The sequence below is a fragment of the Pseudomonas sp. CFSAN084952 genome, from assembly GCF_009648855.1.
Classification (GTDB): domain Bacteria; phylum Pseudomonadota; class Gammaproteobacteria; order Pseudomonadales; family Pseudomonadaceae; genus Aquipseudomonas; species Aquipseudomonas paracarnis.
This window is the reverse complement of the sequence record NZ_CP045767.1, coordinates 3,156,605-3,168,226: the sequence shown is the minus strand read 5'-3', so window position 1 is coordinate 3,168,226 and position 11,622 is coordinate 3,156,605. Positions and strand designations below refer to the sequence as shown.

Sequence of the window (11,622 nt, the reverse complement as noted above, 5' to 3'; positions counted from 1 at the left end):
AACAAACTTGTCATCGCGCGGGCAGCGCTTTACCCCGGATTGCACCCAGCGCCAACACGATCAATCCTAGAACTGCCCATGGAAATGCCACGACGCCCCAACGTTCGAGCAAGAGCCCGCCCACTAATCCACCTCCTGCGATGCCCAGGTTCCATACCGTAACCAACATCGATTGGGCGGTATCGGCCGAGTTGCCAGCCGACTTGGCCAGCGCGGTTTGCAATAGCGCTGGGAGGCCACCGAAGGCGAGCCCCCACAACGCCACGCTGACGTAAATGGCGACTACGCAGTTGAACCATAGTCCGAGCAGCAGGGCCGCAACGGCGAACATCGCGCAACTGATGAGGGTCAGCAGCCTCAGGTGCTGATCAATCCAGATGCCTACCAGCCAAATGCTCAGCAGGGCCATCAGGCCGAACACCAGCAGCACGCGATCAATCTCGCGGTCGATACCGGCGGGCACCAGCAAAGGGGCGATGTAGGTATAGAGAATGTTATGCGCGAGCACGTAGGTAAAGGTCACCCAGAGCACCGGCCTGATGCCTGGCAACGCCAGTACCTGACGTAAGCTGAGGCGTTTGCTTGGCGGTTCACCGGCAAAATCCGGCAGTTGCCAACGCGCCCATATCAGCAGTAACAGGGTCAGGCCAGTCATGATGGCAAAACTGGCGCGCCATCCGACAAGCGTGCCCAGCAGGGTGCCGGCGGGCACGCCGAGGGACAAGGCCAGCGGCGCACCCAGCATGGCCACGGCAATCGCCCGGCCCTGCAGATGAGGTGCGACCATACGACTGGCGTAACCCGCCAACAAGGCCCACAGCAAGCCAGCGAACACACCGGCGAAAAATCGTGCAGCCAAGGTCAAGCCATAGTGGCTGGAGAACGCGGTGACGCTGTTAACCAATGCAAAACCGCCGATGGCGATCAACAGTAGCGGCCGCCGGCGCCAACCCTGGGTCAGCAATGTCAGGGGGATAGCAGCAAGCAACGAGCCGAGCGCATAGAGGGTCACCAGTTGCCCGACCAGGGCCTGGGAGACCCCAAGCCCAGCACCGATTTGCGGTAATAAGCCGGCGGGCATCGCCTCGGTCAGGATGGTGATAAAGCCGGCGCAGGCCAACGCCAGCAGACCGGCCAGGGGCAGGCGTTCAGCGTGGGGCGCTGTATCGACCAATAGGGGACTGTCGTTCATGGGCGCTCTCCTTGAAAGGGCAAGGAGCCAGGGTAGGGGGCTGCGAGGCGCGGAAAAACAGGCTAAGGTTCCGAACTTATCGGACGTTGATGTCCGCAATCGGTAAAGGCATCACCATGGACAATCTGGGCAGCCTCTCGGTTTTTGTGCAGGTCGCGCAAACCCTCAGCTTTACCGCTGCGGGCCGCGTACTGGGCGTGTCATCGTCGGCGGTGGGTAAAAGCATTGCGCGGATGGAGGAGCGCCTGGGCGTCAGGTTGTTTCATCGCAGCACCCGCAGTATCACCCTGACCAGCGAGGGCGCGCTGTTCCTGGAGCGTTCGCGGCGCATCCTGGCGGAACTGGAGGCGGCCGAACAGGAGTTGACTGAGGTCACTGCCAGCCCTCGCGGCAAGCTGCGGATCAGTGTGCCCCAAGTGCGCGGCTTGTTGATGCCGGTGATCAGCGATTTTATGCGCGCCTACCCGGACATTGAGTTGGATGTGGATTTTTCCGACCGCATGGTGGACGTGATAGAGGAGGGCTTCGACGCGGTGATTCGCACCGGCAAGCCAGAAGATTCGCGCTTGATGGTGCGCCATCTAGGGCATTACCAGTTGGTTCTCGTCGGTACGCCCGGCTATTTCGACCAGCATGGTACGCCCCATCGGCCACAGGACCTGAATCATCACGCCTGCCTGCGGCACAAATTCTGCGCCACCGGCAAGCTGGAGCCCTGGCCACTGCGTCCTGTCCCGGGGGCTGCGGAACTGAACCTGCGCGCACCGCTGGTCAGCACCACCATCGAGTCCCTCAATCATGTGGTGCAAGAAGGACTGGGCATTGCGTGCCTGCCGGACTACATGGTCAACCAGGCCGTACAACATGGGCGTTTGCGACGGGTGCTGGATGAGCACCTCGAACATCGCGGCAGTTTCTGGTTGCTGTGGCCGGCCAGTCGCCATGCTTCGGCCAAGCTGCGGGCCTTTATCGATCATATGTGCGCCGGGCTTTTTCCTACTGACGCCGCTGTCTGAGCTTGAGATGTTTTACCGACAGGAATCGCGCTTCAATGTCGCGTTCTGTTGCACAATACCGTCCGGACCGTTTTCTTCAGGATTTTCAATGTCGACATCATTTCACTTGCGCAATCTCGGGTTGGCGCTGGTGCTGGCGGGCGCCGCGGGCTGCTCGTCACCCAAGACCGCTATCTATGAACATGAGAATTTCGACGATTCCGGTACGTTTTCCCGCGATTACCCGGTCAGCGATGTGGCGGCCTGTGAAGCTGCGCGCCGTGCCCTGCTGAGCCAGGGCTACATTATCACCAGCAGCGATCCGAAACTGGTGGCCGGCAACAAGAGTTTCCAGCAGACCGGCGAGACCCACCTGCAGATCAGTTTCAATGTGGTGTGCGCTGCTGATGGCAAGGGCAGCAATCACTCGACGATGTTTGCCAATGCCTTGCAGGACCGCTATGCGCTGAAGAAGGTCAACAACTCCGCGAGCCTCGGTGTAGGCGTGCTGGGCTCGGTGTCGATGCCGATTGGCTCCACCGACGACTCGATGGTGAAGGTGGCAAGCGAGACCGTCTCGGCACCGAAGTTCTACGAGCGTTACTTTGCGTTGGTGGACGTGTTCCTGCCGCAGGAAGTAAAGCAGGCCGAGCATATCCCCGAGCAGCCCAAGGCTGACCTGGGCGTGCCTGAACCCAAGGCCGCTCCGGCACCCGAGAAGGTCGAAGCGCCGAAGGAGGTGCCTGTAGCGCCTGCCGCTGCAGAGCCGCTTGCGCCGCCACCTGAGGCTGCACCGATTGCACCGGTGACAGAGCCCGCTCCGGTTGCGCCGGCGCCGACTGATCCTGCCTTGCCGGCCCCGACAGAAGCGATTCCACCGCTTCCGATGCCTGCGCAATAACGCAATGCTCTTCTACTGTTGGAGCGGGCTTGCTCGCGAATACGGCGTAACAGTCGCCAGGTGTGTTGAATGACACACCGCTTTCGCGAGCAAGCCCGCTCCCACATTTTGACCGAGGTTGCGGTTAAGTTAAATCCAGTGATCGCCGCTACGTTTAATCCTGAAGAGCAGGAATGTCACGACGTCGACATTTTTTCGTCATGACGGCACTTTAGGCTGGGTTCGCAGGTCATTAATCTGCAACCGCTTTCAACACGAAAAGGAGTCCACCATGGACGATTACCAGGAAGAGCTGCTGGAGTACCAGGCATTCGAATTGGACCCGCTGGATCCGGTCGACGATGCCACCGAGCTGTAACGCTGACTTCAGGCGGAATGCCGCTGACTGCGGCGAAATTCCCCTGGGGTCTGGTTGTTCCAGCGTCTGAAGGCCCTTTGGAAGGCTTGGGCCGAAGCAAAACCGAGCAAGTAGGCGATCTCGCCGAACGCCAGTTCCGTATCGCGAATGTAGGTCATGGCCAGGTCGCGACGGGTGTCATTGAGGATCGCGCGAAACTGCGTGCCTTCCTCGGCCAGTTTGCGCCGCAATGTCCAGGTTGGCAGCTTCAAGCGTGCCGCCACTTCCTCCAGGTCGGGTTCCCGGCCGCCATTGAGCATCGGCCCGAGCAAACGGGTAATGCGCTCGCGCAGGCTGCGGGTGCGGGTCAATTGCTCTAATTCCCTTTCACACAGCTGTAGCAACAGGTGCCAGGTGCTTGGGCAATGCTGCGGGTTGCGCAGCGCCAGGGTGGGTTGGCTGAGGCGCAGTTGATTGACCTCGGCGCCGAAGTGGACCACGCCCTCTCCCAACACCCTGTAGTGTTCGTGGTAGTCCGGCGCGTCGAATTCGATTTCAATCCGCTGGGCCTGCACCGGCTGTTGGGCCAGGCCAGACAATTGCTGCAGCCAGCCGGCGATGATCGAATCCACCACAAAGCGGTTGTAGGCGTTATAGGGGCTGATGGAATAAAACCGCAGCCACGCGCCTTCAGCGTCTTCATGAAAGCTTGATTGCCCGCGATAGTTGGAGCCGTACAGCGCTTCAAAGCGTGTGAGCGTGCGCGCCGCTTCGCGCACTGTAGGCGCTTGAGCGGCAGTGACGCCGGCAAGACCAGCCTGGCTCAAGCGGCTGAGCTGGCCCATACGCAGGCCCAGGCCGGGGTTGCCGGTCAGTTGGATGGCCGCGTGGCCCAGGCGCATGTAGCGCGGGATCGACAAGCGTGCGCCGGCCTCAGCCAGGCGAGCTGGATCAAGGCCGTATTGCAGCAGCAGGGGCTGTGGGTCCAGGCCGTGGCTGTGGATGGCGTCGGCCAGGGTGTGCACGAAGCCCACCGACAGATCCCCCAGGCGCACCGGCTTCAAGGCGCTACAGCCAGATATTCAGCAAGCGCGCACCACGGGCGTCGCCATCGGCGAAGACTTGCCCATTGCGGCTGAGAAAACTCTGGCCGGCGCTGCCCAGGTCCCAGAATTGCCCGCGCAGAAAGACGCTCATGCCCGCGGTGGCTTCGCTGACAGGTGGCTGGCTGATCAGGGTAAGACGACGCCAGGCCGCGCCCTCACTGGTTTCTTCGGGCTTGAGGCTCACTTCTGAGGGCGTAGATACGCTCTTGAAACCGCGCCACGGACGCTCCCAGGTATCGCGGCCGGTGACAAAAGCGGGTACCGCGATCAATTGCGCGCCTTGCTCGTTGAGCTTGCGGTAGTTGTCCGGGTACCAGCTGTCGCTGCCGACCAGGATGCCCAGGCGCCCGGCGGGGGTGTCGACAACGTTGACGACATGCTCATCGCCCGGCTCGATAAAGCCACGCTCATCGTAGATCGGGTAAAGCTGGCGCTGCGGCTGGCCCAGCGGCAAGCCGTCGGCGGCAAACACCACGCTGACGTTGTACAGCGCGCCGTGGCCGATCTCCAGTTGTCCCTGGATCACGCTTGGGTTGGGCAGGGCGATGGAGCCGGCCACCAGGGTCACACCAAATTCTTTGGCGAGGCCGCCAAACAACACTTGATAGTCGCGGGCCATGGCCGGGGCTTTCATGCGCAGGTATGCATCGTCCATGCGGTTGTCGCCGGTGGCGCTGATCCAGGCTTTGGCAAATTGCAGCGGGTTGCTGATCGACAGCCAGTTCATGGCGTCCTTGAGGTGAGCGGCCTGGTACAGCTCATTCTTCTCTGCGCCGAGCATCAGCCAGGTGCCGATATGTTCCGGCAGCACCACCACGGTCTTGGCATTGATCAGCCCAAGGTCCCGGGCATTTTGCAGGTAGGCCGACAGCTTCAGGTGCAGGCGTTCCAGGCTTTGGTAATCAGCAGGGAACAGTTCCGGCTGGATGCCCAGCAGGTTGCCCCGGTCGGCGGGTTCGCCCTCGTTGACGGCGAGGGTGATGCGCAGGTCGGACAGGTAATGCGCCACGGGGCGCTCCTGGGTCCAGACCAAGTACGCGGCGAGGGAGGCAACCAGGGCCATGATGACGGTGAACGCTAGAAGTTTACGCATGGGGCAACAGACAACAGACCAGGTGCAGGGTTCGCGACTAGGGTAGGGCCCATGGCGTGGCTTGCCAAGGGGCGCTGTGCATTTGGATCAATAACTTGTCAGTTTCAGTCATTGAGCCGTGGTCCACCGCCTCTTAGTCTGTGGGACATAAACCGATGGCACGCCGTTCGAGCGCGCCACGTCCCGTGATGATCCGTTGTGGAGCTGTACCATGACCGCTGCTGCCTACCCGCACCTGCTGGCCCCGTTAGACCTGGGTTTTACCACCTTGCGCAACCGTACCCTGATGGGCTCGATGCACACTGGCCTGGAAGAAAAGCCCGGCGGTTTCGAGCGTATGGCCGCTTACTTTGCCGAGCGTGCCCGTGGCGGCGTGGGCCTGATGGTCACCGGCGGTATCGGCCCCAATGACGAGGGCGGCGTGTACGCCGGTGCAGCCAAGCTGACCACCGAAGAAGAGGCGCGCAAGCACAAGATCGTCACCCAGGCCGTGCACGACGCGGGTGGCAAGATCTGCATGCAGATCCTCCACGCTGGGCGTTACGCCTACAGCCCCAAGCAGGTGGCACCGAGCGCTATCCAGGCGCCCATCAACCCGTTCAAGCCCAAGGAATTGGATGAAGAGGGCATCGAAAAGCAGATCCAGGATTTTGTCACCTGCTCGCTGCTGGCCCAGGTCGCCGGGTATGACGGCGTCGAAATCATGGGTTCCGAAGGCTATTTCATTAACCAGTTCCTTGCCGCCCACACCAACCATCGCACCGACCGTTGGGGCGGCAGCTTTGAAAATCGCATGCGCCTGGCGGTGGAAATCGTGCGCCGGGTACGCGAAGCCGTAGGCCCGAACTTCATTATCATCTTCCGCCTGTCGATGCTCGACCTGGTGGAAGGCGGCAGCGTCTGGGAAGAAATCGTGCAGTTGGCCAAAGCCATCGAACAGGCCGGCGCGACGCTCATCAACACCGGTATCGGCTGGCACGAAGCCCGCATCCCGACCATCGCCACCAAGGTACCCCGTGGTGCGTTCAGTAAAGTCACGGCCAAATTGCGCGGTTCGGTACAGATCCCGCTGATCACCACCAACCGCATCAACACTCCGGAAATTGCTGAGCAGATCCTGGCCGAAGGCGACGCCGATATGGTCTCGATGGCGCGGCCGTTTCTCGCCGACCCCGAGTTCGTCAACAAGGCCGCTGCCGGGCGCGCTGATGAGATCAATACCTGCATCGGCTGCAACCAGGCCTGCCTGGACCACACCTTTGGCGGCAAGCTCACCACCTGCCTGGTCAACCCGCGGGCGTGCTACGAAACCGAACTCAATTACCTGCCGGTCAAGCAGATCAAAAAGGTCGCGGTCGTCGGCGCAGGCCCCGCGGGTCTGGCCGCTGCCACCGTGGCCGCCGAGCGCGGACATCAAGTGACCTTGTTCGACTCGGCCAGCGAGATCGGCGGCCAGTTCAATATCGCCAAGCGCGTGCCGGGCAAGGAAGAGTTCTTCGAGACCCTGCGTTATTTCAAGCGCAAATTGCAGACCACCCACGTCGAGCTGTGCCTCAACACCCGTGTGGACGTTGCGCAACTGGTAGCGGGTGGTTATGACGAGGTGATCCTGGCCACCGGCATCGCACCGCGTACCCCGGCGATTCCCGGTGTCGACAACGCCAAGGTCCTGAGTTACCTGGACGTGATCCTTGAGCGCAAGCCGGTGGGCAAGCGCGTGGCCGTGATCGGCGCCGGTGGCATCGGTTTTGACGTGTCTGAATTCCTCGTGCACCAAGGCGTCTCCACCAGCCTGGATCGCGAGGCGTTCTGGAAAGAATGGGGCATCGACACCCAACTGCAAGCCCGTGGCGGCGTGGCCGGGATCAAACCCGAGCGCCATGCACCGGCCCGTGAAGTGTTCCTGCTGCAACGCAAGGCTTCCAAGGTGGGCGACGGCCTGGGCAAGACCACGGGCTGGATCCACCGCACCGGCTTGAAGAACAAGCAGGTGCAGATGCTCAACAGCGTTGAGTACCTGAAGATCGACGATGAAGGCTTGCATATCCGCATCGGCGCTGAGGGCGAGCCGCAAGTCCTGGCGGTGGACAATATCGTCATCTGCGCCGGCCAGGACCCGCTGCGCGAATTGCACGACGGCCTGGTCGCAGCCAACCAGAACGTGCACCTGATCGGCGGCGCCGATGTGGCGGCCGAACTGGACGCCAAGCGCGCCATCAACCAGGGCTCGCGCCTGGCGGCCGAGTTGTAAGGCGACAATAGGGGCGGTGTTAGACTACCGCCCCTTTTTTCATGCAGATGCGCCCACATGGGTCCTTTCGACTGGCTGCCCCACGCGCCCCTTGAACCTTTGCAACTGGATTGGCTGAACGGCGTCGAGCTGGCCGTGCTGCGCCTGGACCGTATCGATCCGCTGATCAGCGGCAACAAGTGGTTCAAGCTCACCGAGCACTTGGCCCAGGCTCGCGATGCCGGAGCGTCAGGTATTATCAGCCTCGGCGGAGCCTACTCCAATCATCTGCACGCATTGGCGGCCGCGGGCAAGCGCTTTGATTTCCCCACCGTCGGCCTGTTGCGCGGCCATCCTCAAGACACACCCACGGTGCTCGACCTCAAGGCCTTCGGCATGCAACTGCATTGGCTCGGTTATGGCGGCTATCGCGCACGCCACGAGCCGGGCTTTTGGCTGCCTTGGCGCGAACAATATCCCCACCTCCATCCGATACCTGAAGGCGGCGGTGGGCTGGCCGGTGCGCAGGGCTGTGGCGTGTTGGTCGAGCAGGCGCGGGCGCAGTTGGGCAGCCTCGGTTGGACCGATTACGACGCCTGGTGGCTGGCGGCAGGTACCGGCACGACAGTGGCGGGGCTGGCACTGGCGGAGGCGGGTGCGCATCGGGTGTATGGTGCTCTGGCGGTGCCGGATGATCACGGTGTAGCGCAGAACGTGAGTGCCATCGTGCAGGACGGCTATACATTGCTGGACGCCAGTCGCGGTGGCTTTGCCAAGGTCGATCCGCTGTTGCTGGACTTCATCCAGTGCACCGAGCAAGCATGCGGTCTACCGTTGGAACCGGTCTACACCGGCAAGGCGCTGCTGGCATTGAAACAGCAGATCGAGGCCGGACGCTTTGCCCCCGGCACGCGCCTGATCTTCATCCACACCGGCGGCCTGCAAGGCCGCCGAGGCTTCAGCGACTGACGCAAACCCCTTGTGGGAGCGGGCTTGCCTGCGAAAGCGGTAGTGCAGTAGGAGATACTGTGGCTGACACACCGCCTTCGCGGGCAAGCCCGCTCCCACAAGGGAGTTGCGCTTAACTGATGGCCTGAGTTCAGTCGATGAATGGGTTGGCTTAAAGCCTCCTCCCACCCGGCATCATGCGCAGCGCCGTGTTATCGCGCACCACATAATGATGAAAGATCCCCGCCAGTGCATGCAGCCCGATCAACCAATAACCGACCTGGGCGAACAGCACATGCCAGCCTTCAATCTCCTCGGCCAGCGCCTTGTTTTCCGCGATCAGCGGCGGCAATTCCATTCCATAGAACATCACCGAATGCCCTTTGGCACTGACGATCAACCAACCGGCAATCGGCAACCCGATCATCAACGCATACAGCGCCCAGTGCATCAGCTTCGCCAGCAGATTCTGCCATTGCGGCGGTGCCGGCACGATCTTCGGCGCCACCCCCAGGCTGCGTGCGAACAGGCGCAGCCATACCAGCACAAACACGGTAAGGCCGAGCATAAAGTGCATTTCCACAATCAGCGTGCGTGCGCCGCTGCCTTTGGGGAATTGCCCGCGCAGTTCAATGCAGGCGTAGACCACCGCCAGCAGCACCACCATCAACCAGTGCAACGCAATGGACATAGTGCTGTAGCGCGTATCGGAATTTTTCCACGGCATCGCTGTGTTCCTCACTCATCAGGGCATACCTCCATTCTTTAGCGATGGAGTGCATTAACTGTATGCCTGTTTTGAGCGCTGCGCTTGTTGCCAATGCCCTTGTCTTGACTTCGGTCAGTAGGCCTGCGGCATTTCCCCGCGGGCCAGTCGCTGGTTGATGTCACTGATGACCCGTGGCAGATCGGTGATGGTGTCAATCAGGTAGTGTGGACGTGAAGCTTCGAACATCGCCTCGATGCGCTGGCGCTCGCTGGCCAGTGTGTCGCTGTCCAGGGCGCGGAATTGCTCGTAGGTGAGGCCCAGCGCGTTGCCCGAGCAGGTCAGGGCCACGGTCCACATGCCGGCACGTCGGCCTTCGAGAATGCCCGGCACGGTGTCGTCGACCTTCACGCAGGCGGCCACATCATCAATGCCCAGGGCGATCACGTTGGCCAGTGCCTGGGCCGGCCAAGGGCGACCGTTGGGGACTTCGTCGGTAGCCACGACGTGGTCGGCGACATAGCCGTTGGTGGCGGCCAGGGCCACGACCTTGTCCATCACTTGCTTGGGATAGCCGGAGCAGGAGCCGATCTTGATCCCTTGCGCCCGCAGCGCTGCAATGGTGTCGAGGGCGCCGGGGATCAGGGCCGAGTGTTCAGCGATCTTCTCGATCTGCAGCGGCATGAAGCGCTGGTAAATGGCGGTCACATCGTCGTCGGTCGGCGTGCGGCCGAACGCCTTGCGGTAGCGTTCGGCAACCTGCGGCTGGTCGCAGAGGGTACGGATATGGTCCCACTTGCCCATGCCCATCGGGCCACGGGCTTCCTCGATAGACACCTGCACGTCGAACTCGGCGAAGGCCTCGACAAAAATCTGCGTGGGGGCGAAGGAGCCGAAATCGACCACGGTGCCGGCCCAGTCGAGGATAACGGCCTGGAGGGTGTTGGGGTTTTGATAGTTCATGGTTCAGATCCTGTGGTAATGGGGGGAGTCAAATATCCAACACTTCCATTTCTTGCAGCACCTCGGCGATGGCCTCGACCGCCGCGCGCATGCCGGCTGCGTCGACATGGCCGATGCAGCCCACGCGAAAGGTTTCCACCTGGGTCAATTTGCCGGGGTACAGGATGAAACCCTGGGCCTTGACCCGTTCGTAGAAGTCCTTGAACTGGTAGCGCGGGTCTTTTGGGGCGTGGAAGGTGACGATGATCGGCGCCTGGATTGCCGCCGGCAGAAAGCTGCGCAGGCCCAGCGCGGCCATGCCATCCAGCAGTGCCTGGCAGTTGTCCGCGTAGCGTTGATGGCGGGCGGGCAGGCCGCCTTCCTCAGCGTATTGCAGCAAGGCTTCATGCAGGGCGGCGACCACGTGGGTCGGCGGGGTGAAGCGCCATTGTCCGGTCTTGGCCATATAGGTGTGCTGGTCGAACAGGTCCATCGCCAGGGAATGGCAGTTGCCCTGGGACGCAGCCAGCGCCGCTTTTTCGGCAAAGACAAAGCCCATCCCCGGCACGCCTTCCAGGCATTTGCCCGAGGCGGCAATCAGCGCGTCGAAGGGGATTTCACGGGCATCAATCGGTAGCGCGCCGAAGGAACTCATGGCGTCGATGATCAGGCGCTTGCCGTGGCGTTTGACCACCTCGGCGATCTGCGGCAACGGGTTGAGAATGCCCGTGCTGGTTTCGCAATGGATCAGCGCAACGTGGGTGATGGCGCTGTCAGAGCTCAACAGGCGATCCACATCGGCGGCAGTGGTGGGCTCGTCCTCGGCGGTTTCAAAGGTGCTGAATTCGCGGCCAAGCACCTCGCAGATTTTCGCCAGGCGCTTGCCGTAGGCGCCGTTGATCAACACCAGCACCTTGCCATTGCGAGGAACCAAGGTGCCGATCGCCGCTTCGACGGCGAAGGTGCCGCTGCCTTGCAGCGGCACGCAGTGGTGGCTGTCCGCACCGTTGAGGATCGCCAGCAGCTGCGTGCACACACTGGCTGTGAGCTGGTTGAAGCGGTCGTCCCACGACCCCCAATCCACCATCATCGCCTGGCGGGTGCGGGCCGAGGTGGTCAGGGGGCCGGGGGTCAACAGGATCGGCGCGGCAGTGGGCATATCAAATCCTCGC

Annotated in this window: 10 protein-coding genes; 4 read left to right on the top strand and 6 right to left on the bottom strand. The window is 62.0% G+C overall.

Features of this window, described 5'->3' with window-relative positions; all coding sequences use genetic code 11:
* Positions 1 to 10 precede the first annotated feature (10 nt).
* The gene (locus tag GH769_RS14015) at positions 11 to 1,192 is read right to left on the bottom strand and encodes an MFS transporter (protein WP_020302358.1); all 1,182 of its coding nucleotides are present in this window, start codon (positions 1,190 to 1,192) and stop codon (positions 11 to 13) included.
* 116 nt (positions 1,193 to 1,308) lie between these two features.
* Between GH769_RS14015 and GH769_RS14010 the strand changes: the two genes are divergently transcribed.
* Both GH769_RS14010 and GH769_RS14005 read left to right on the top strand, forming a co-directional pair.
* Positions 1,309 to 2,208: a LysR family transcriptional regulator gene (locus GH769_RS14010; RefSeq protein WP_014718984.1), complete on the top strand. Its 900-nt coding sequence runs from the start codon at positions 1,309 to 1,311 to the stop codon at positions 2,206 to 2,208.
* Positions 2,209 to 2,296: 88 nt separating this feature from the next.
* Positions 2,297 to 3,088 carry a DUF2242 domain-containing protein gene (locus GH769_RS14005; RefSeq protein ID WP_014718983.1) on the top strand — a complete coding sequence of 264 codons (792 nt, stop codon included), beginning with the start codon at positions 2,297 to 2,299 and terminating at the stop codon, positions 3,086 to 3,088.
* 366 nt (positions 3,089 to 3,454) lie between these two features.
* On the opposite strand, the gene GH769_RS14000 is transcribed toward GH769_RS14005, so the two are convergent.
* Both GH769_RS14000 and GH769_RS13995 read right to left on the bottom strand, forming a co-directional pair.
* Positions 3,455 to 4,489 (bottom strand): AraC family transcriptional regulator, encoded by a 1,035-nt coding sequence (locus GH769_RS14000; RefSeq protein WP_032903443.1) that lies wholly within the window; start codon positions 4,487 to 4,489, stop codon positions 3,455 to 3,457.
* Positions 4,490 to 4,493: 4 nt separating this feature from the next.
* Positions 4,494 to 5,624, bottom strand: a complete 1,131-nt coding sequence (locus tag GH769_RS13995; protein ID WP_019819478.1) for a carbon-nitrogen hydrolase family protein — start codon at positions 5,622 to 5,624, stop codon at positions 4,494 to 4,496.
* 211 nt (positions 5,625 to 5,835) lie between these two features.
* Between GH769_RS13995 and GH769_RS13990 the strand changes: the two genes are divergently transcribed.
* Together GH769_RS13990 and GH769_RS13985 are read left to right on the top strand one after the other, a co-directional pair.
* The gene (locus tag GH769_RS13990; protein ID WP_019819476.1) at positions 5,836 to 7,875 is read left to right on the top strand and encodes an NADPH-dependent 2,4-dienoyl-CoA reductase; all 2,040 of its coding nucleotides are present in this window, start codon (positions 5,836 to 5,838) and stop codon (positions 7,873 to 7,875) included.
* A gap of 57 nt (positions 7,876 to 7,932) precedes the next feature.
* The gene (locus GH769_RS13985) at positions 7,933 to 8,823 is read left to right on the top strand and encodes a 1-aminocyclopropane-1-carboxylate deaminase/D-cysteine desulfhydrase (protein ID WP_032903444.1); all 891 of its coding nucleotides are present in this window, start codon (positions 7,933 to 7,935) and stop codon (positions 8,821 to 8,823) included.
* Positions 8,824 to 8,974: 151 nt separating this feature from the next.
* Here GH769_RS13985 and GH769_RS13980 read toward each other — a convergent pair whose 3' ends face one another.
* The 3 genes from GH769_RS13980 to GH769_RS13970 all read right to left on the bottom strand — a co-directional run bounded on the left by GH769_RS13980 (position 8,975) and on the right by GH769_RS13970 (position 11,609).
* Positions 8,975 to 9,529 carry a cytochrome b gene (locus GH769_RS13980; RefSeq protein WP_014718978.1) on the bottom strand — a complete coding sequence of 185 codons (555 nt, stop codon included), beginning with the start codon at positions 9,527 to 9,529 and terminating at the stop codon, positions 8,975 to 8,977.
* A 114-nt stretch (positions 9,530 to 9,643) separates the two neighbouring features.
* Positions 9,644 to 10,471: a phosphonoacetaldehyde hydrolase gene (phnX, locus tag GH769_RS13975; protein ID WP_014718977.1), complete on the bottom strand. Its 828-nt coding sequence runs from the start codon at positions 10,469 to 10,471 to the stop codon at positions 9,644 to 9,646.
* Positions 10,472 to 10,499: 28 nt separating this feature from the next.
* Positions 10,500 to 11,609: a 2-aminoethylphosphonate--pyruvate transaminase gene (locus tag GH769_RS13970; RefSeq protein WP_032903445.1), complete on the bottom strand. Its 1,110-nt coding sequence runs from the start codon at positions 11,607 to 11,609 to the stop codon at positions 10,500 to 10,502.
* Between the last annotated feature and the right edge of the window lie 13 nt (positions 11,610 to 11,622).

Coding starts and splice junctions, on each gene's coding strand:
- GH769_RS13970 (WP_032903445.1), bottom strand. CDS start 11,609: ATGCCCACTGCCGCGCCGATCCTGTTGACCCCCGGCCCCCTGACCACC.
- GH769_RS13995 (WP_019819478.1), bottom strand. CDS start 5,624: ATGCGTAAACTTCTAGCGTTCACCGTCATCATGGCCCTGGTTGCCTCC.
- GH769_RS14005 (WP_014718983.1), top strand. CDS start 2,297: ATGTCGACATCATTTCACTTGCGCAATCTCGGGTTGGCGCTGGTGCTG.
- GH769_RS14015 (WP_020302358.1), bottom strand. CDS start 1,192: ATGAACGACAGTCCCCTATTGGTCGATACAGCGCCCCACGCTGAACGC.
- GH769_RS13990 (WP_019819476.1), top strand. CDS start 5,836: ATGACCGCTGCTGCCTACCCGCACCTGCTGGCCCCGTTAGACCTGGGT.
- GH769_RS14010 (WP_014718984.1), top strand. CDS start 1,309: ATGGACAATCTGGGCAGCCTCTCGGTTTTTGTGCAGGTCGCGCAAACC.
- GH769_RS13985 (WP_032903444.1), top strand. CDS start 7,933: ATGGGTCCTTTCGACTGGCTGCCCCACGCGCCCCTTGAACCTTTGCAA.
- GH769_RS13980 (WP_014718978.1), bottom strand. CDS start 9,529: ATGCCGTGGAAAAATTCCGATACGCGCTACAGCACTATGTCCATTGCG.
- phnX (WP_014718977.1), bottom strand. CDS start 10,471: ATGAACTATCAAAACCCCAACACCCTCCAGGCCGTTATCCTCGACTGG.